We start from the raw sequence: 19,510 nt of genomic DNA, 5'->3' as shown, positions 1-19,510 counted from the left end.
AAAGTTGCCTAAACTTCATCTAACTTCTGACTCCTGACTTCTAACTTCTGACTTCACAAACTGCCCAGGCGCCAATTGATTAGTTCCATTAGTCACAATCAAATCTCCCGGTTGCAATACCCCACGCACCAAACTCCGGTCTCCCTCTGTATGTAACACTTCAACCATTCGTTTTTCAGTCTGATAAGTTCCCGCAGGTAAATTCAAATCTGACTGCGAAGGGGGTACAAGAGCATAACTTGCCAACAACCCCCGCTCCCCCCAAACTAAAGCAGAAGTAGGCAACCAATATCCTTCCATCTCATGAGTCTGATTTAATCCCAGACGAACAACAGTACCAGGAGCAATAGCTTGAGGTAGTGCCAAAATCACAGTTTGCGTCCGAGTCATAGAATCTACTTCTGGTAATATCGACAGCACTCTTGCACTATAAATTCTCTCTCCCACCCTAACTTCCTGCTGACTACCAACTCTCAGACTGGAAGTCTTCCCTGGTGGCACCCCAACCCTAACCTTCCTTTCACCACCCTCAACCAAACGCACAACACTCTGACCAGCATTAACCACAACTCCTTCATCTAAATGTCGGACTGAAACAATACCGGAAAAAGGTGCAAATAGAGTACTCTTTCTCAGAACAACATCAATTTCAGAAATTTGTGCCTCGAAACGTCTAATTTCTGCTTGTTGAGCTTCTATTTGTTCCCTGCGAGTTCCAGCAATCAGTTCGTCTAACTGACTTTGCACCTGACCTACCCTAGCTCGTTGAGCTTCTATTTGTTCGCTACGAGTTCCAGCAATCAGTTCGTCTAACTGACTTTGCGCCTGACCTACCCTAGCTCGTTGAGCTTCTATTTGTTCGCTGCGAGTTCCGGCAATCAGTTCGTCTAACTGACTTTGCGCTTGACGTACCCGCGCTTGTTGAGCTTCTACTTGTTCCCTGCGAGTTCCTGTTTCCAGTTTCTCTAGTTCGCTCTTTGCTTGCTCCAGTCTTGCTTGTAAAGTATCTGCTTGGGTTGAAGCTTCGTCAAACTGTTCTTGAGAAATTGCTCCTTCGGTATAAAGTTCTTCACGTCGTTTCTCCTGAAGGCGAGCGAGATTTAATTGTTCTTCTAAGTCCAAAACTCCCGAACGAGCAACTTTTATATCTTCAATACGCGCTCCAGTTTGCAATTCCTGTAATTTTGCTTGTTCTTGGAGTAGGGATGCGCGAGTCGCTGCTATTACTTCTGGTCTCGGTCCAGTTTGCAACTCCTGTAATTTTGCTTGTTCTTGGAGTAGGGATGCACGAGTTGCTGCAATTACTTCTGGTCTCGGTCCGGTTTGCAACTCCCGTAATTTTGCTTGTTCTTGGAGTAGGGATGCACGGGTCGCTGCAATTACTTCTGGCCTTGCTCCATTTTCTAGTTCTTTCAGTGTGGCGATCGCTCTATCTTTCTGTGCTATTAATACTGCTTTTTGAGCTTTTGTTTGGCTAGTATCGAGTTGAGCGATCGCTGTTCCCTTGGTTACTTCTTCTCCTTCTTCTATATATATAGATGTGAGTAAACCAGATTGTTCAAAACCTAATTCGCTGGTTCTTTTGGCTTCTACAATTCCTGTGTAACTTTGGGAAACGGAATAGGAATTTACTAATTTAATTGGGATAGCTGGAACGGATAGGATATTGGGAAGAGTGTTTTCTAGGTTTGGTTTGGCAGAAATATTCCGCTCCTGAATAAATTTTAGACCGCCAAAAGCTATTCCTAAAGTCACCAACACGAGGCCAACGCGAATAAATTTTCTATTCTTGACTTTAGGTTTGAAATTAGTAACTTCTGACTGAATTGGTAAAGTTTCCATCTTTTCAGTTAAGATTTCCACTTTACCATTCATTTCATGGGGTTTAGAGTCTAGCAAATTATTCTCTTTCATTGCTTTAAAGTTTAGCTTAAGTAGATATTATAAAATTTTTGTTAAATAGCCTATCAGCTTTTAGCATTTCCGTACCGGAATGCTCCGCAAACGCGCAAAGCTGACCGCTGACTGCTCCTTTAAGTTAGATTCAAATGGACATTTAAAACAATCGTTTGATTTATTTAAATTAAAACATACGTTTGAAATAATTGCAAAGGGAAGGAAGAAGGAAGAAGGAAGAAGGCAGAAGTCATATCAAATCCGGTTAAACAGCCATAGAATGGTTAAGTTAGGAGTCCTCAGGAGTCAGGAGACAGTCCTCAGGAGGAGAAAGAATTACAAAGATGAGGGTAGTTATGACGATTGAAGATTTTTTTTATGTCCAATTAAACGGATTTGATATCAAATAAATATTAGATCGCGTAGGGTGCGTTAATGAAATGTAACCCACGCCTCCTAAAGTATGAGGTGCGTGAGGTGTAATATCATGTCCGGTAGCATCGGTATTGTATAGCAAGGGTAGGGAACACTTAACTGGGAACAGGGAACAGGCAAGAATACTTAAGAGCAAGAAAAAAACTTAAATTTCCTGTAGATATTCACCTTTGGGTTTACACGAACGCGCCCCAGCGGACATGATATCAAACCGATCGCGAAGCGGAACGGAGTTCTATCATTATTCCAAAAATGGTAAGCGTACCGTCACACACCCTACTAAATATTGGTGGTGGTGCATAGTAATGGTAGAGAGAGTGTGGGGAGATGGGGACCCACCCCTAACCCCGACCGTGGAGGGGAGTATGGGAGAAATTAAAAAATATATATCTTCACCAAAACCCATGCAGGACTACCTAAATATTTTGTTTGCCAACAGCGTCTAAATTGTTAATTCCAACAAGATTTTTTCCTAATTCATCCCACCTCCCAAGACTAAATTGTCTCGTATTAATGATAAAATCTGACATCACAATAGACTACTTTTAGGGAGAAATGTTTTGCAAATATTTGAAATTCATGGTATTGATAAAAAAAATCATAATCGTAAAATATGTATCGTTATTAGCTTGATTTTAATCAATTTATCATGTTTAAGCACTCGCCCTACTCTGGCAACAGAAGAAAAACAGGAGCTGATGGGAGAAATTCAAAAGTATGCTGAAGAATTTAGTAATTCTAAGTCTAATGACCCTATTACTCAACAAATACCTGTTTACCAACTAGATGATATTTTACCCTCCGACTGGGCTTATGAAGCATTAATAAGTTTACGCGATCGCTACGACTGTCTCTCTGGTTATCCTGACAATACTTACCGAGGCAACCGCGCCATCACCAGATATGAATTTGCAGCCGCTGTAAATGCTTGTTGGCAAACCATTGAAAGTTTCCTGGCAGAAAGTCAAGCAGAATTAATTCAACAAGACGACCTGATAGTTATCGAAAGACTTATACAAGATTTTCAGGTAGAAATAGCTAATCTGAAAGCACGCACTGAAGGTTTAGAAAATCGAGTAGATGCTTTAGAAGCGCAACAGTTTTCCACTACCACCAAATTAAACGGTCAGACAATTTTTGCAGTGAATGCTGGTGGGTTTGATGGCGATCGCCTCATTGACCCCAATGGAATAGAGCTTGCAGACGAAAATCCTCAAGCTACGTTTCTATATCGAGTAGTTTTCGATTTTGATACCAGTTTCCGAGGTACAGACTTATTAAAACTACGGGTTGATACAGGTAGTAATGGTTTTATTGATAACGCTACAGCTATACTCGAGCCCAACTTTGGTAGTATTCTAGATTTCTCCAAACGCCCCCCAGGAGATGACAATTTTGGTATTGGGAGAGCTTTCTACAGTTTTCAGGTCGTGGAAAATTTGTCTCTATCTATCGGACCGTTAATAGAAGCATTGGATTATATAGATAATAATAGTTACGCTGATTTAAGTTTTCGCGACTTTTCCACAGAAAACCTAGTTTATAACTACGTTGCATTTCCTGTTAATGGCATTGGTGGTGGAGCAATATTAGAATGGAATCCTGGTGGCAGTGCTTTCAATCTTCGTGCTTTATACATTGCCCCAGACTCAGCTAACCCTTCCCAAAACGGTCAAGGTCCGTTGCCAGTTTCTGTGTTTACATCACTACTCTATTCTGATGGCAGGGGGTCCAGGGGTCTATTTGGTTTTCATCAAGGAATGGTGGAATTTGAATATAATCCTTCGTCTAGATTTAGTCTACGTTTGCTTTACAGTGGAGGAAAAGTTTTTGCTCGCAATTTTGATGCAGTGGGGGTGAATTTTGAGTGGGGTTTTTCTAGCAAGTTTGCTGTTTTTGGTCGCTATGGGTACAGTAGCTATGACGATACAGATTTTGGAGATATTAATCCGAACTATTGGATGGCAGGTATTTCTGGATTAGATGTTTTGCAAGAAGGCGATCGCTTGGGGGTTGCAGTTGGACAGCCTTTTGTTGTGGATGACATTGGTAATTCAACTCAGACCAATTTGGAAGTTTTTTATAATTATGCAGTGAACGATAATATTCAGATTTCTCCTGTTTTGCAACTTGTTTTTGACCCTAGTAATCAAAAGAGTAATGGCACTATTTTTACTGGTACATTACGGACTGTTTTTTACTTTTGAAGTAGTCAGAAATTATTAATAGTATATCCGGTTTAATCGGTATGATAATATTTATATTCCGGCTCTAAAACCATCTTAATCCATGGCAATTCATGGCTGTAGATATGTCCAATTTAGCCCATACTACTGAAGAAAAACTATAGCGCTGTGCGCAGGCAACAGCTCCGGAAGGCAACAGCTCCGGAAGGGGGAATAAAAAGCTGATAAGATAAAACTTTTAGCTATTGGACAGTTCCTGTCATTTGTAAATATGCCAGCGCACATTGCTATATATGAGATATTTTAGCCCTAATATAGGTTTCTCAAAGGCTAAATCCCTACTACGAGCTGTAATTAGAACTATTTAACTGGACATGATATTAGATGTTTTGCAACAAGGCGATCGCTTTGGGGTAGCAGTGGAGTAGACTTTTGTTGTGAATTAAATTGTTCAACAATTAATAATTAATAATTAATTAGGGCTTGCTGATTAAATATAAAAGCATTGACATATAAAGACAAGTGCCTTTTTGGGAACGAAAAAAGTGCGCCTGTTTCAGTCTAAAACGCTCAAAAAGGAGGGTCTTTTAGGCACATAGTTGGGCAGAACAATCAAGGGACAAAACGCCCGCTCCTACTTCCTCGCTCCCGATCCATTTCTCCCCTCCACCGGAGGGGTTGGGGGTGGGTTGTCTCCTGTCTCCTACCCCTACTAAAATACTTTTGAGCGCAAACCCTAATTATTACCTCTCCTGGAAAAGAAGAGGATTGACTAATCATGAAAATTTTTCTTCTCTTGGTCGATTGGATATGGCGAGGAGACCCGTTCTTACAGACCCGCTCCGAAGTACGCCATCCCACCCTTCGGGAAGCTGCGCTAACGACCGCTTATTATCCCCTGAAAAGGGGAGGCGCATACCCACAATTTTTCGGTAATTCAACTCAGACAAATTTGGCAGTTTTTTATAATTATGCCGTGAATGATAATATTCAGATTTTTCCTGTTTTGCAAGTTGTTTTTGATTCTAGCAATCAGAAGAGTAATGGCACAATTTTTACTGGTACCTTACACACTGTTTTTTCTTTTTGAAGAAGGTTTTAGGTGGTAGGTGAAAAGTTAGGATAGATTAAAAGCTTAAAACTCAGACAAAGCGATATTTTTCCTTCTTCCCTCTTCCCTCTTCCCTCTTCCTTTTTCCTTAGCTTAAAACTCAGACAAAGCGATATTTTTCCTTCTTCCCTCTTCCCTCTTCCCTCTTCCTTTTTCCTTAGCTTAAAACTCAGACAAAGCGATATTTTTCCTTCTTCCCTCTTCCCTCTTCCCTCTTCCCTTTTCCCTCTTCCTTCTGCTATATGATATTATTTTCCCATTTACTACTGGAGAAAAAAATATGAATAGCGATGAATTAATCCAACGCTATCAAGCTGGAGAAAGAGATTTTTCTGGTGTTGAATTCAAATATCTGGAATTAAGCAATATTTCTCTAGAGGAAATTAATCTTAGTTCTGCCAACCTCAGTAGAGCAAAATTACAAAATGTGAATTTAGATAATGCTAATTTAAGTAATGCTCAATTAGTTAGTACGGAAGTAGAAAATACTACTTTCAGAAATGCTAATCTCAGTCATGTTAACTTAGAAGGAATATTTTGGCAAAATCTAGATTTAACCAATGCAGATTTAACAGATACAAGTTATGACCATAGCACCATAGATGATTCCAATTTTACTAATGCTAATTTAACTCAAATGGGTGGATTTCAATCCACTTTTATGCACTGTAATTTGAGTAGTACAAATGTTAGTCATGCAGATTTAAGCGAAGTTACTTTTGATGAGTGTAATTTGAACAATGCGAATCTTAGTCACACAACTTTTTATGATGTTTATATTCAGGGTTCAAATCTGAGTAATGCTGACTTCAGTCATGCTCAAATTAAAGCTATGTCTGGTTGGAGTAAAGCTAACTATACTAATGTTAATTTTCAGAATGCTTGGTACTTAGAACCACAGGATATACCACCAGAAATTGACCCTGATGAAGCAGGATTAATGTTTATTGGTTATGGCAGCGACCTGAGTGGCAAAGATTTAAGTAATGTAGATTTATCCGAACAAGAAATAAATTCTGCTAATTTTAGTAATGCCAATTTAAGTGGTGCAAATTTGAGTGACACAGACTTGAGTGATACAGATTTTACTAATGCTAATTTAGAAAATGCTAACTTAAATGGAGCTGATTTTACTAATGCTAATTTGACTAATGCTAATTTAGAAAATGCTAACTTAAATGGGGTAATTTTTGATAATACAATTATGCCAGACGGCAGTATTAGGAGCGATGAAGAAGAATAATACCATTTATCAAAAACTTTTCTATATTTTCTTGAGTCGGGGAGTAGGTAGGGACGTTATATGCAACTTTCCTAGAGAGAAGTAAAGATAATAATAATTAACATTAACTGGGCTGCTAATTAGTACAAAGTCATTTGGCCAGTGTTAATTACTTAATAACTGAAGTGTTACCTAAGTATAGCATTTGGCAACATTTAGATAGGCAACAGAAATACTACTTCATAAATTAGACTGTTATTCCAAGATTTAAGTCTATGCTCACATTAGAAAACTAGCTTCAGAACTATATATAGTTTCAAAATTATCATCAGTAACTTGTCTTAAACAGAATGTTAGATCTGCGGCTCCAAAATTAGAGTTAATATCATAGGCAAAATATGCTTCAGATAAATCTAAAAATCCAGAGACAAAAGAAAACTCTTCGCTACTTGCAATTAATCCTAGAAAGTTGCCATTTCTAAATACAGCTTCTCCAAATAATAAATCAGCGTTGCTATAGTCAAAATTTAAAAAACTCAAGTCAAAGTTATCAAGTTTTATAAATTCTATGCCTTTGCCAGTTAATTTCGAGCCATTAAAACTGAAAGACCCGTAATAGTTATTCCCGGTAGCAGGTCCACGATGAGGAGATACCTCAAAATCGTATTTAATAGTATTTGTCTCATTACTTTCACTCATAATGGCACAACCAAGCCTTAGACTTGTGCTGGTAGATCTGAGTTTGTGATTTATATTAGCCATTATTATTTTTCTTGAGGTAATTTTTTAATTTGTTCAGAGATTTTACAAAACAATATTTCTAGGTTTGATATTATCAAAGCCGAAATCAATTTTAGTTGGGCGACATTTATTTATATCTAGTCAATATTCATATTTTTATGATCAACAATAAATTTTAATTTTGGATTAATTTTTTATTAATATTTAGGTCAAAAATATCAATTTTTTGTCAATATTTCAAGTAATATTTGTGGATTTTCTATGCATATTTATTGAGAGATAATGTTTTTTTGTGATGATACATTTTCTTTTTTGGCGTTGCTGAGAGGCGGGATGAATCTTTTTTGAACAGGTAAATCTCATGCTTAATACTTCATACTTCTTTTTTGTCCAAGCATACAATTCATCCCACAAATATGCAACGCCTCTTTTTTAGTTTAGCTAAATTAAAAATAATTGGTATGCAGAGCTATTCTCAGTGTGGTTGTGTATAAAATTTATAGGGACTTTAGAATCAGAGAATAGTGGTCAGAGTTTCAGATTTTATTATCTATTTTTTAATTTTTTACAAATTCTGCATTGATTACTATACTATAGCAATGTGCGCTGGCATATTGACAAATTACAATAACTGTCCAATAGCTATAAGTCTTATATTATCGGTTTTTTATTCCCCCTTCCGGAGCTGTTGCCTGTTGCCTGTTGCCTGCGCACAGCGCTATAAATTGTAGTATGGTAGTCAACATCAATTAGTAGATTTTGCTGATAATCAGTAGTTAAAAAATTAATATTATATACTCTGCTTCAAGATGGAGAACAAATTTCTTTAATTTACGTCATTTGTAGTAAATAGTCATCTAATATTCACTTTGTCTAGATTCTAGGATCATAAAATTATGATTTGGTCTCGTTTTAATTCTCTCAATACTTATTTATTAGGTACTGCTACAGTAGCAGCAATTGTTATTAATATTTCGACAGCAGCAAATGCTAAAACGGCTCAAGAAGTGGCAGAAATTGCCATACCAATTACAGTCCAAATCAATAGTAACTTAGGTGATGGTTCGGGTGTTATTATTGCTAAAAATGGTAATATTTATACTGTCCTTACTGTTAATCATGTAGTAGAAGATTCTACTATTAAATATAGTATTAGAACTAATCTAGAAAAAGACTATTCAGTAGTAGAGGTAGTGAGTTTACAGACAAATGATGAAGAACCCGATTTAGCTATACTTAAATTTGAAACTACAGAAACATATCCAGTAGCGACTTTAGGTAATTCTGAACAATCAGTTATTGGTTCCCAAATATATGTATTTGGTTATCCTGCTACTGGCGGTTTATTTAACACTGAAAGGGCACCAGAATTATCTCCAGGATTAGTAACCAGTCGCCCTAAAAGTCGCCCGGAAGGTTATACTTTGCGTTATCAAGCTGTTACTTGGAGTGGGATGAGTGGTGGTCCAGTATTTGATTCTGATGGTCGCATTATTGGTATTCATGGACAAGGAGAATTTGGTTTTGCTCAAACTAATTCTGGAGATGTAGCGCCAATTAAAACAGGGTTTAATGCTGCGGTTCCTATTAATAGTTTTATCAGAAAATTATCTGATGCTGGTATTAATCCTTCAGACTTAATTTTGGATGATACTCCTACAGTTAGTTCTCCTGTTTCAACAATTAATCCTCAGAGCGCTGAAGGTTTATATTTTAGAGGTATAAGTTATTTGGATCAAGGGGATGCTTGGGAGGCGATCGCTAATTTTAATCGTGCTTTAGAAAAGCAACCTAATAATACCCCAGAAATATATTTTAATATGGGTATCGCCCGGAGTTTGTTAGTTAATCCTCACGAAATAACACGAAATCCGAGTTCAATCAAAGATTATACTAAAGCAATTGAACTGAATCCAGGGTATGCTGATGCCTATTATAATCGTGCTCATGTTTTTTATCAAAATAGTCTTATTTATCAAAAAATGGCAGATATAACCACAGCAAATGAACAACTTCAAAAAGCAATAAAAGACTTAGAAAAAGCAGCAGAACTTTATCAACAAGGTGGTAGGATTCAATCTTACCAAGACACCTTGATGTTTATTAAAAAGTTAAATAATTGAGAGTTAATCAGTAGGGAAATTATCTATATTCATTTAATCTTATCAAAGTTTAATTAGACTCTCAAACAAACATCTTTCGCGCTTCACTACTAAGTGATAGAAGACCTATTCCTAGTTGAGAATTGAGTTATTCTGTATTTTCTCGGTTTTATATCAAATCCGTTTAATTGGACATAAAAAAAATCTTCAATTGTCATAACTACGCTCATCTTTGTAATTCTTTCTTCTCCTGACTCCTGACTCCTGACTCCTGACTCCTCCTAACTTAACCATTCTATGGTTGTTTAACCGGATTTGATATTATATATGTCCGGATGATTAAGTGTAATACCAATTTTATAAATCTTTGCTACAAATAGCTAGGTTATTTCTTAGGAGTCAGGTAGGGGAGCCGTCGGATTGGCGACGTACAGGAGTCAGGAGTCAGAATGAATAGCTTCAATACAATTTATTAGGTCGTAAGTTATCTTTGTCGTCAAAGGAACATCTCCTGTAAAGTCTTTTGATTGATCTGATTATTTGTAACATTCTTTCTTTTTTTAAAATGGTATAATAAAAACATTAATATTATGTCTGGTAGCATCGGTATTGTATAGCAAAGGTAAGGAAAAAGGAAGAAGGAAGAGGGAAGACGGAAGACGGAAGAGGGAAAAGGGAGGAAGACTATTGAGCAAGAAAAAACCGAAATTTCTATTGTAGATATTTACCCTTGGGTTTACACAAACGATACTAACGGACATGATATTACCTCTCAATTTGGAATAAATGTCCCAAATTTCTGCTCCGATAGAGTGTTCGATTTTGAATTTATATCAAATCCACTCGGGTTCGGTATAAAAAAATGTTTCATCACAGCGCTATTGCCACATCTTTTTTTATCTTCCCATCTCCCCACACTCCCTACACTATGAATCTAATTACACTGATGCTGCCGGATTTGATATTATTGCATAAGTTCTCTAATTTGACTTTCATGCTTAGCTTTAAGAGATTTAATTGTTGCTTGAAGCTCAGTATCATATTTTTGTTTTAATTCCTTGATTTTTTGCTGAAGCTGATTTTGATGTTGAGTAGTTATAGCTCCTATTGCTTCTAAGATAGATTCTTGATGAATTTCTTCTAGTTCTTTGATTTTAACTTGGAGCTTAGTTTGATGTTTTTCTTCTAAATATTTAATAGTTTCTCTGACTTTTTGTTTATGATACTTCTTCAACCTGAAAATTTCTTGTTGATTTTTTTCTTCTAAATATCTGGTAATTTCTTGAATTTTTTGCTGATGAGTCTCTGATAAATATTGAATATTTTTGTGATATTTTACCTGCAAAAAATTGTTAATTTTTTGTTTTTTAAGTCGATGTTCTTTTTCTAAATCTACTATCTGCTGACAATATTTATCTGTCAATTCTCTGATTTTTTCTTGTGATTTTGCTTCAGCCGATTCTAAATTATGTATATGTTCTGCTTGTATTAATTTAATTTTATCTTGCAATTCTTTGTTGCGTTTATTTAATTGTTTTTCGGAGTTGACTTTTTCTCTCAATTTTTTCTGATATTTTACTTCTAAAACTTTAATTTCTTCTAAGCTATGTTTGAGTTGTTGTTCAAGTTCTTCTTTTTGTTTAATTCTCTGTTGATAATCTATATTTAATAATTTAATTTCTTCTTGTTGTGCTTGCTCAAGATCATAGATTTGTTCATGGGTTTCTCGTAATTGTTTTTCATAGCTTTTCGCTTGTTTTTTTAACCGCTTTTCACATAACCAGTAAGCACAACTTATCCCTAGCATAACACTGACAACTGTAACTACTATCAATGATGTTATAAGCATAATTTTAACTACCACTTAGTTTCTCTGATGAGTACCCATAAATTACACTCCTAGAAACTGAATTTATGTTGAGTTTTATCGTACCATAAACTATAGATATTTTATATATACAGTACTTACGCAACGGCACTAATTATAGTGGTTTGATCAGCGATAATGACCAAACTATATACTATATGCAGCTTTACTCCGTAAGTCCTGGTATAATCAATACAAAATAAAATGACAATGGAAAACCAGTCAACATCTCTCACTCCTACTCGTGCTCATGTTTTTATTTCCGGAAAAGTTCAGGGAGTCGGATATCGATTCTCCACATTAGAAACAGCAGTTAATATAAATGTCAGTGGTTGGGTGAAAAATCTACCTGATGGAAAAGTAGAAGCTGTTTTTGAAGGTAGCAATCAAGCTGTGGAAAAAATTATTAACTGGTGTTATAGAGGCCCTAAATCAGCTATTGTCAATGATGTGACTATAAAATATGAGCAACCCGAAGGACTTCAAAGTTTTGAAATTCACCGTTAAGCTAGGGAAAGAGAAAGAAGAAAAAAATGGAAATAACCATAGATATATAGCAGAAGGAAAAAGGAAGAAGGAACAAGGAGAAATCTGGCACTGAAACAGTGATCAAGTATATTGAAAACCAGACCGGAAAGTAACTACGGGTTAAAACCCGCGTGTCGTTATTCAACCAGGGATTAAAACACCCTGGCTAACTTCCTCCCGCCTGTTTTTCTGTTTAGTTACGCGATTGCACAAACTTTTCCAACCTTGCTATCCCTTTTTCTATAGTTGCTAAGTCAGTAGCGTAAGATATCCTAATGTGGTCATCTGCACCGAAAGCAATACCAGGAATAACAGCGACGTTTTGCTCTGCTAATAAAGCATTACAAAATTCTAGGGAACTGCTAGAAATTTTACTAATATTGACAAACATATAGAAAGCTCCTTCAGGTTTGCTACAAGTAATTCCTGGTATAGCATTCAATAAATCATAAATTACCTGCCGACGTTTAGCAAAAGCTTGACGCATTTTTTCCACACAGTCTTGAGATGACTCCAATGCAGCGATCGCTCCATACTGAGCAAAAGTACAAACATTTGAGGTACTATGACTTTGAATTTTGAGTGTAGCGTTAATCAATTCCATCGGTGCGGCCAAATATCCGATCCGCCAACCTGTCATAGAGTATGCTTTAGCAAATCCACTACTAATAATAGTATTGTTCAAAACATCTGAGTTGACTGCCCCAATACTGAGATGTTGAATATCATCATAAATAATCTTCTCATAAATTTCATCAGAAACTACTAAGATATCTTTTTCTACTATTACTTCTGCTAATGCTTTAACTTCTGCTGGACTATAAACCATCCCAGTTGGATTAGAAGGAGAATTAAGAACGAATAATTTTGTTTTGCTAGTAATAGCTTGGCGTAGTTGCTCTGGTGTAACTTTATAATTCGTCTGGGCATCAGTAGTCAAAATTACTGGCTCTCCACCCATCAGTTTGACCATTTCTGGATAACTTAACCAGTAGGGTGCAGGAATAATTACTTCATCTCCAGGTTCAATCAGTGCCATCATCAGATTAAACAGAGAATGTTTCCCTCCATTAGTGACAATAATATTTTCTGCTTTGTAGTTTAGGCCATTTTCCCTAGATAACTTTTGGGCGATCGCTTCTCTGAGTTTCGGTTCTCCCGCCGCTGGGCCATATTTTGTCTTCCCAGCATCCAGTGCTTTTTGGGCTGCTGCTTTGATATGCTCTGGGGTATCAAAGTCAGGTTCCCCGGCACTAAAACTACATACATCTATTCCCTCAGCTTGCATTGCTTTAGCTTTAGCTGAGATAACTAAGGTTAGGGAAGGTGGTACTTTGCCGACTCTTGCTGCCAGTTTCATTTTTTACTTTTTTTGAGCTACTGAATCTTTCATTTTATATTGGACAGATGATTCGGTTCAACCTAAACTATTGGGAATTGAAGAAGGAGACAGGAGACAGGAGGGAAATTACTTATGGATAGTCTTCGACAAGCCGCTCCGCATCTACCCTCCCCCAAGTAATTTTGAAAACGACCGTTGACGGTGGGGTATTAAATCCACAAATAAAATGATAATCACATTCAAACTTATCAATTTATAGCGCTAGGGAATAGCAAACTGTAAAAGGGTTTTAGAGGATATCTGAAAAGTTTTTTGATACTGAATTTTGCCCCCCGAGCAAGCCAACTTTGGGGGGAACAAGAGTCAATTTGCTTGCTCTAGTCCCCCAATTTTCGGGGATTTAGGGGGCGAGTGATGTAGCAAATAGGACTTCTCAGACAACCTCTTAGGATTATATAATCAGTGATAAAAAAAACTTTATCCCTTTTAACCTTTTCTTCCCTTCTGCCTTCTTCCTTCTGCCTTCTTCCTTCTTCCTTCTTCAAGGCATGACAAACTGAATCATACCCCACTGACCATTTGTTAACCACAAAGGATCTTCTTCATTTAATATTTCGATTTGATCGGGTTCTAAGCTAGTTGCTACTTCAGACTTTAAGGTACGCAAAGCTACAAATGGTGTAGGAAAATAATAAGCAATATCTGACAAAGGGGTAGTAAATAACCAGTGGCGATCGCCCAAGATACGGCGATAGTTAGCATCACCCTTAATCAAAACCAAACTTGCTTTAGCTAATTCCTTCCTCACAGACTCTGGCATTTCCCAAAAAGCTAGTGGCGCATTCCAAAAAAAGTCATCTCGGCAAATTAAACGATCAGTACTAATATATTCTTGTAAGCGAGCTGCCAACATTTGTAAATTTTCTGAGACATCATTAGCTAAGATTTCCAGAGTGTAAAAGACATCTTGACTCATAGCATCAGAGACAAAAATTGGATGTGCTTTCAAATGCAAATAAACAATATTGGCAGTTTGAGTAGATAAAAGGAAATCTATCAGAAAAAAATCGCAAACTAACTCAAAACCTGCATTATCTATAATTAAATCTATCCGTTGCTCCTGAACATGACTTAAATAGTCGATTAAATTGTAAGTATCATCTACTAATATCTGAGATTGTTGTTGTTGAAGGTCTCTAGTAGTCCGGTCTTCTGTTTCAACTGGCCATAAACTCACATCAGCTTGACTACCCCACAAAGCAGTTTGTAACAGAGCTGTGAGACAAATTTGATAACTCTGTTGTTTTGGTAGAGCAGTATTTAAACCATTGATGCGATCGCCAATTTCGCGGATAGCATCCATTGATTTTTCTAAACTTAAGCGTTTTTGGTAACCAAAAGGGTCTATTCCTTGCCAAATTCCAGGCACAAAATAATCTGTTGCCTCTAACAAACGTCGGAAAAAATAAGCTTCAGCAAAATAAAACGGTAAATCAAACCAACTTCTACCTTCAAAAGACTCTAAGTAGGATGTCCAAGCTGCTACATCTGGTCCTGGGTCATCGATCAGGGGTCGTACCCATCCTTCAAATAAATCAACAGTTAGAGACTCTAACTGTTGGACAATAGTTGGAGGAAAATTATTGTCTTTGATAACTTGTTCGATGACACCCGGTAGTCTACAAACCATTGTGTAATGAGCAAAGGTATTTTCTTCTGACGGCATCACGGGTAAAGGCAATAGTGAGTCACTGGTTTTAAATTCAGTCATGTATTTATCCTGAAAGGGAATAGGGAATAGGGAATAGGGAAAATAATTGATAATTTCTGTGCAATATATTGATTTGATTTATTATTGCAGATGTCAATAAATTATGCACTATCTATAGGGGTAAATAGCCTTTTGCTAACGCAAAGCTGTCGCTAACGCCTTTACTTCGGATTGGGCGATCTGTAGTTATGAAACTAATTGGTACCCTAAGGCTGAAACTCTTGCTATAGTTGAATTTGAGGTGCTAGCTAAAATTTCAGGTGAATTTCACAGTCCATAAACTTCACAAGTGCAGTGTCTAGGAATTAATCACGGTTTAAAGGATTCTTGCAGCAGCTCAAGTGGTCAAGCGCGTAGATTTTCGCACCGAAACTACCGATCATCCTATTATATCATACTCATTAATTTACACATTTTTACTAATTATGTTCTACAGTATATTCTGATCGGCGTTGCACAGTGACGAATGATTTGATATTTTTGATAGAATTGGATTGTGGATTAATCAATTGCTAGAATGATTAATTAATGGTTATTTTTAGTCAAAATCTAAACCAATTTTTGGCAATATCATTCCATAATGTGCAACCCCTTCTCATCTCTTGCTCGGCTCGGATTAATCAACCTTGATTCATTTCATTTCCAACCTAATACCAAAAAATCAAATAAATATACTTTTTCAAAAAAAATCACCGTGGTATCATTTATCATTGCCACTGGAAGCATATTTTTTGCAAATCCTTCTGTAATTGCACAGGAATCTACATCTAGTATAAATAACTCCTCCAGAATCCTGAATAAAATAAAAGATAAAAATATCTTAAATTGGGGTTATCGCGATGAAAGCTTTCCAGTAAGTTATAGAACAAAGACACTGGCAGATCCTGCTGGTTTATGTGCTGACTTAATGGAATTGCTAGAAAACTATTTAAAGGACGAAAAATTAGCTAATAAAGAATTTAAAATTGAACCAAAACCTGTTCAAAACCGTTTTGACGACACAAGGTTCAAAGAGCCTTCTACACCTCCTAAATTTGATATAGAATGTGGTGCTAATACAATAAGGGAAGATGAAGAAGGTATTGTATTTTCCAAACCTTTCGCTTCCTCGAACACAAAAATTTTAATACTTAAATCTAAGAAAAAGTTCTTTAATGATGTTTTAAGTTCCCAAAATAGGGATAGTGTCAATCTTGGTATGATTGAAAACTCTACATCAAAAAATAGAATCCAGGTTTTTTTTCCACATAACAGTTCTATAAAGTCTTTTAAAACCAAAGGAAAAGCTATCAAAGCTTTGGAGGAAGGAGTAATTGAGGGTTTTGTTAATGATGAAATTCTCCTCACAGGTATTTTGAAAGAAGGCGAGATTTCAAATCCACAAGAATATGACATCTATACAAGACTAGGATCAGAACCTTATGGTTTAGTACTTCCTGCTGATGATAGCGATTGGGAAGAGACTATTAATAAATTTCTTACAAAGAATCAGACAGAACTCGACAAACTGCAGAAAAAATATATTGATGATTATGTTAATGATTATATTAATCAAGTTCCACCAGAAGATTCACCAGATAACAGTGGCCAGGGGCCAGTAGGAGAAAAAGAACCGGACAAGAATCCCACTGAGCCAATTATCTGGCAAGTAATTTTAGGATTATTATTGCTAGGTCTAGTGTTAGAAACAATTTATTTGATTCAATTAAGACAAGGGCAACAAGCACAGAAAAAAAAATTTGAACACGGATATGCTCTGCTTATTGGTGTAGGAGAATGTGATAATAGCGAATTATCTTTACCAGTAACTGTTAAAGATGTAGAAAAAATCCGTGAAACCTTAGTTAACCCAAAGTTATGTGGTTATTCCGATGATGAAAACCATATTCAGCTTTTATGTAATGAGCAAGCAACACGCGAGAACATTTTGGACAAGCTGGATTGGTTGAAGCAGCAGACTGAAAATGACCCAAACGCAACAGTAACTGTCTATTACTCAGGTCACGGGGCGTATAGAGAAAGCGATAACAGCTATTATCTCATACCACATGATACAGATAAAGATCACCTTGAAGACACTGCATTAAGTTCAGAAAACTTTAACGAGAAACTACGACAAATTAAATCAAAACGCCTTTTGGTTATCATTGACAGCTGTCATGCGGCTGGAATGGCAAGGTCTAGAGACGAACAAAAACAACTATTCTCAAAAATTCTCTCTGGTTTTGAAGCAAAAGCTTATCCTAAAATATCAGTAGATGATTGGGAAAATGGTGAGGGTATAGCAGTTTTTACTTCATCAAAAGAGTCGGAATTATCTTGGATTCGACCAGGTAAAGACATGAGCATTTATACTTATCATTTGATTGAAGCACTTAAAGGAAGAGGCAATAAAGAAGGTGATAACAATGTAAAAGTTTCTAATTTAATGAATTATTTATCTGATAAAGTGCCTGAAAGTGCTAAAGAACTCTGCAACGCAGAGCAAAACCCTAGTTTTGACTTTCATAAGACTCAAGACTTCAAGATCGCTCTATTAAAGAAATAAGATTTTATTTTCATCTATAATTCAGCTTGAAATGTTTGGGCTGAATGTAGTGAGTATTTTTACTTAATCAATTCTTGGTGTATTACCATAAGTTACAAAATGATTACCTTAGCCAACAGTATCAGCGAAGCTTCTATGAGGGGCAATCTAGAAATAAAAGCCTGACATCGCAACTACTTTCCCACTAAACCCACCCCGTCCCCAGTCTGATAGTTTTGCGCGTTTTCCTCTTGTAGAAGTTCGTCGATTTTCGCTCTTAACTTGTCTTGCCAACCTGAAATTTTTTTGATTCCGTGGAACATCTCGTCATCTACCCGGACAGTCAAATTATTAGACTTGGGTTTTCCTGGTACTTTAGGTTTCCATCTATAAGCTAATAAATCAGGGTTTCCTCCTGGTCTCCCACACTTAGTAGAGGTTTTAGTCTGCTTCTTTTTTGTTGTTTTAGTGGCCATATTACAGTCCTCCTATTGATTGTATATATTATAAGTTATATTATTGGTAGTAAGCAAGTAAAAAAAATTATAAAATTTATTTACATTTATTAGTATGCAAGCTATAATGATAAATGTAGAGGCCAATAAAGAAGTTCTACAAGTGGACAATAAAAAAGGACACCGCCCTCTCCTAGGTAAAGTTGAGGCAATGCCCTTTTAGAGTCCCCGGTAAACAAGTATCAGGAGACAAATCAATGATATTTTTCATCAATCCAATTTCAATTATATTACAAAATTTCAGCCAAGACAAGGCTTTATTACGAGCCTACTTGGGCCTAACAAAATTAATGGCCACTAAACCAATTACTAATTCAGTAAACGAAACAAGATTATACTATAACCGCTTATTAGGCTACTTAATCCACCACCTAGAAAAAACGATCGCTGAGATTGAGGCTGCCGATACCTACACAGAAGAGCAAGAGCAACGCAAAAGCAATTCAGAGACTACCTACACCCCAAAGGAGGCACAAGTATACGACAGTGTATTTACTGAACAACCTCCACAAGATACACCAGAATCTGAGAAAATCGAATCACTATACTCTAATGAAACAGAAATAGCTAAGGTAAATGCACCCTCTAATAAAATCTCAGAAAAAAATGCTCTAGCCCAAACCGAAACTTTAGAAGCTGATAAAGTAGAAGCGAGTGAAACTAGGAGTAGTTTGCAACAACCTGAAGCGACTCTGACTGAACTGAAGCAGCAGCTATTATCTAAGAAAAATAAATCACAACTAGAGCAATTCAAGTCAGAGATAGGAGCTGAGAAGACTGGAGAGATTTGGGAAAGCTGCACAATTCCTGAGCGTAACCTGATCAAATGTATTAATGCTACTACTAAAAAAGGAGCCTTGCCTTTTGATTTAGTTAGTTGGGTTAACCCTCAAGGAAGACGAGAGATAGGGCGTTATGTTGGGTTTTACCGTGCAGGTAAACAGTGCAAAGAGAACGAACGAGTGATTTATCTACCAAAGGATGACACATTCAAAGTCGTGGACAAGCGATCGCTCAAAGGAGTAAATGCAAAGTATCAAAAACCTTGCCCTCCTGACCTTGCGACTAAGTTAGAAGCTGCATTAGAAGCACAACCAGAACCAGAGTAACCAACAGTTCAGGAAATAGCCAATAATGACTTCACAGGATTAGCACCCACCCCAAAGTCCCAAAGTGGTTCAGAGGTTGGAAGCAAGCCAGAGTCACAACCATAACTACCGATCGCCCGGATTTAACTAGCTATCAGCTTTTCCGTTCCGGAATACTT

16 protein-coding genes are annotated in these 19,510 nt (G+C 36.7%); 9 read left to right on the top strand and 7 right to left on the bottom strand.

Translation table 11 applies throughout. The features are described from left to right. Positions 1 to 15: 15 nt before the first annotated feature. The gene (locus F6K06_RS16050) at positions 16 to 1,914 is read right to left on the bottom strand and encodes an efflux RND transporter periplasmic adaptor subunit (RefSeq protein ID WP_287308885.1); all 1,899 of its coding nucleotides are present in this window, start codon (positions 1,912 to 1,914) and stop codon (positions 16 to 18) included. Between the two features lie 79 nt (positions 1,915 to 1,993). Between F6K06_RS16050 and F6K06_RS16045 the strand changes: the two genes are divergently transcribed. From F6K06_RS16045 to F6K06_RS16035, 3 genes are all read left to right on the top strand, one after another. Beyond that, positions 1,994 to 2,263: a hypothetical protein gene (locus tag F6K06_RS16045; RefSeq protein ID WP_287308884.1), complete on the top strand. Its 270-nt coding sequence runs from the start codon at positions 1,994 to 1,996 to the stop codon at positions 2,261 to 2,263. Positions 2,264 to 2,636: 373 nt separating this feature from the next. Then, on the top strand, positions 2,637 to 2,777 hold the full coding sequence (locus tag F6K06_RS16040) for a hypothetical protein (protein WP_287323270.1): 141 nt from the start codon (positions 2,637 to 2,639) through the stop codon (positions 2,775 to 2,777). A 114-nt stretch (positions 2,778 to 2,891) separates the two neighbouring features. Next, positions 2,892 to 4,538 carry an iron uptake porin gene (locus F6K06_RS16035; RefSeq protein ID WP_124144815.1) on the top strand — a complete coding sequence of 549 codons (1,647 nt, stop codon included), beginning with the start codon at positions 2,892 to 2,894 and terminating at the stop codon, positions 4,536 to 4,538. Between the two features lie 591 nt (positions 4,539 to 5,129). Here the strand turns inward: F6K06_RS16035 and F6K06_RS16030 are convergent. Continuing rightward, positions 5,130 to 5,297 carry a hypothetical protein gene (locus tag F6K06_RS16030; protein ID WP_287239625.1) on the bottom strand — a complete coding sequence of 56 codons (168 nt, stop codon included), beginning with the start codon at positions 5,295 to 5,297 and terminating at the stop codon, positions 5,130 to 5,132. Between F6K06_RS16030 and F6K06_RS16025 the strand changes: the two genes are divergently transcribed. Then, positions 5,296 to 5,607, top strand: a complete 312-nt coding sequence (locus F6K06_RS16025) for a carbohydrate porin (RefSeq protein WP_124154915.1) — start codon at positions 5,296 to 5,298, stop codon at positions 5,605 to 5,607. The two genes, F6K06_RS16030 and F6K06_RS16025, sit on opposite strands and share 2 nt — an antisense overlap. Before the next feature lie 301 nt (positions 5,608 to 5,908). Beyond that, on the top strand, positions 5,909 to 6,871 hold the full coding sequence (locus F6K06_RS16020; protein WP_124143532.1) for a pentapeptide repeat-containing protein: 963 nt from the start codon (positions 5,909 to 5,911) through the stop codon (positions 6,869 to 6,871). A gap of 258 nt (positions 6,872 to 7,129) precedes the next feature. Here the strand turns inward: F6K06_RS16020 and F6K06_RS16015 are convergent, their stop codons facing one another. Then, positions 7,130 to 7,612 carry a hypothetical protein gene (locus tag F6K06_RS16015; protein ID WP_124143531.1) on the bottom strand — a complete coding sequence of 161 codons (483 nt, stop codon included), beginning with the start codon at positions 7,610 to 7,612 and terminating at the stop codon, positions 7,130 to 7,132. 875 nt (positions 7,613 to 8,487) lie between these two features. Between F6K06_RS16015 and F6K06_RS16010 the strand changes: the two genes are divergently transcribed. Continuing rightward, positions 8,488 to 9,714, top strand: a complete 1,227-nt coding sequence (locus F6K06_RS16010; protein ID WP_124143530.1) for a tetratricopeptide repeat-containing serine protease family protein — start codon at positions 8,488 to 8,490, stop codon at positions 9,712 to 9,714. A gap of 943 nt (positions 9,715 to 10,657) precedes the next feature. Here the strand turns inward: F6K06_RS16010 and F6K06_RS16005 are convergent. Further along, a complete protein-coding gene (locus tag F6K06_RS16005; protein WP_124154914.1) occupies positions 10,658 to 11,542 on the bottom strand; it encodes a hypothetical protein in 885 nt (294 codons plus the stop codon). A 228-nt stretch (positions 11,543 to 11,770) separates the two neighbouring features. Between F6K06_RS16005 and F6K06_RS16000 the strand changes: the two genes are divergently transcribed. Further along, complete coding sequence (locus tag F6K06_RS16000; protein WP_124154917.1) at positions 11,771 to 12,067, top strand: acylphosphatase; 297 nt, start codon at positions 11,771 to 11,773, stop codon at positions 12,065 to 12,067. Between the two features lie 214 nt (positions 12,068 to 12,281). Here F6K06_RS16000 and F6K06_RS15995 read toward each other — a convergent pair whose 3' ends face one another. Further along, complete coding sequence (locus tag F6K06_RS15995) at positions 12,282 to 13,448, bottom strand: pyridoxal phosphate-dependent aminotransferase (protein ID WP_124154913.1); 1,167 nt, start codon at positions 13,446 to 13,448, stop codon at positions 12,282 to 12,284. Between the two features lie 523 nt (positions 13,449 to 13,971). Next, the gene (locus F6K06_RS15990; protein ID WP_124154916.1) at positions 13,972 to 15,201 is read right to left on the bottom strand and encodes a damage-control phosphatase ARMT1 family protein; all 1,230 of its coding nucleotides are present in this window, start codon (positions 15,199 to 15,201) and stop codon (positions 13,972 to 13,974) included. A gap of 694 nt (positions 15,202 to 15,895) precedes the next feature. Here F6K06_RS15990 and F6K06_RS15985 point away from each other — a divergent pair. Next, the gene (locus F6K06_RS15985) at positions 15,896 to 17,749 is read left to right on the top strand and encodes a caspase family protein (RefSeq protein WP_287239617.1); all 1,854 of its coding nucleotides are present in this window, start codon (positions 15,896 to 15,898) and stop codon (positions 17,747 to 17,749) included. 173 nt (positions 17,750 to 17,922) lie between these two features. Here the strand turns inward: F6K06_RS15985 and F6K06_RS15980 are convergent, their stop codons facing one another. Continuing rightward, positions 17,923 to 18,204 (bottom strand): hypothetical protein, encoded by a 282-nt coding sequence (locus F6K06_RS15980; RefSeq protein ID WP_287239614.1) that lies wholly within the window; start codon positions 18,202 to 18,204, stop codon positions 17,923 to 17,925. 329 nt (positions 18,205 to 18,533) lie between these two features. Here F6K06_RS15980 and F6K06_RS15975 point away from each other — a divergent pair, with 329 nt between their 5' ends. Beyond that, positions 18,534 to 19,352, top strand: a complete 819-nt coding sequence (locus F6K06_RS15975) for a hypothetical protein (RefSeq protein ID WP_124143521.1) — start codon at positions 18,534 to 18,536, stop codon at positions 19,350 to 19,352. Positions 19,353 to 19,510 lie beyond the last annotated feature (158 nt).

Source organism: Okeania sp. SIO1H4 (assembly GCF_010672695.1).
GTDB lineage: Bacteria > Cyanobacteriota > Cyanobacteriia > Cyanobacteriales > Microcoleaceae > Okeania > Okeania hirsuta.
Note: the sequence above shows the minus strand (reverse complement) of the source record. Positions and strands in the feature narration are given on the sequence as shown.

Bases quoted from the DNA above. Each gene is read 5' to 3' on its own strand.
- F6K06_RS16050 (WP_287308885.1), bottom strand. From the start codon at position 1,914: ATGAAAGAGAATAATTTGCTAGACTCTAAACCCCATGAAATGAATGGT.
- F6K06_RS16045 (WP_287308884.1), top strand. From the start codon at position 1,994: ATGCTCCGCAAACGCGCAAAGCTGACCGCTGACTGCTCCTTTAAGTTA.
- F6K06_RS16040 (WP_287323270.1), top strand. From the start codon at position 2,637: ATGGTAGAGAGAGTGTGGGGAGATGGGGACCCACCCCTAACCCCGACC.
- F6K06_RS16025 (WP_124154915.1), top strand. From the start codon at position 5,296: ATGAAAATTTTTCTTCTCTTGGTCGATTGGATATGGCGAGGAGACCCG.
- F6K06_RS16030 (WP_287239625.1), bottom strand. From the start codon at position 5,297: ATGATTAGTCAATCCTCTTCTTTTCCAGGAGAGGTAATAATTAGGGTT.
- F6K06_RS16020 (WP_124143532.1), top strand. From the start codon at position 5,909: ATGAATAGCGATGAATTAATCCAACGCTATCAAGCTGGAGAAAGAGAT.
- F6K06_RS16015 (WP_124143531.1), bottom strand. From the start codon at position 7,612: ATGGCTAATATAAATCACAAACTCAGATCTACCAGCACAAGTCTAAGG.
- F6K06_RS16010 (WP_124143530.1), top strand. From the start codon at position 8,488: ATGATTTGGTCTCGTTTTAATTCTCTCAATACTTATTTATTAGGTACT.
- F6K06_RS16005 (WP_124154914.1), bottom strand. From the start codon at position 11,542: ATGCTTATAACATCATTGATAGTAGTTACAGTTGTCAGTGTTATGCTA.
- F6K06_RS16000 (WP_124154917.1), top strand. From the start codon at position 11,771: ATGGAAAACCAGTCAACATCTCTCACTCCTACTCGTGCTCATGTTTTT.
- F6K06_RS15995 (WP_124154913.1), bottom strand. From the start codon at position 13,448: ATGAAACTGGCAGCAAGAGTCGGCAAAGTACCACCTTCCCTAACCTTA.
- F6K06_RS15990 (WP_124154916.1), bottom strand. From the start codon at position 15,201: ATGACTGAATTTAAAACCAGTGACTCACTATTGCCTTTACCCGTGATG.
- F6K06_RS15980 (WP_287239614.1), bottom strand. From the start codon at position 18,204: ATGGCCACTAAAACAACAAAAAAGAAGCAGACTAAAACCTCTACTAAG.
- F6K06_RS15975 (WP_124143521.1), top strand. From the start codon at position 18,534: ATGGCCACTAAACCAATTACTAATTCAGTAAACGAAACAAGATTATAC.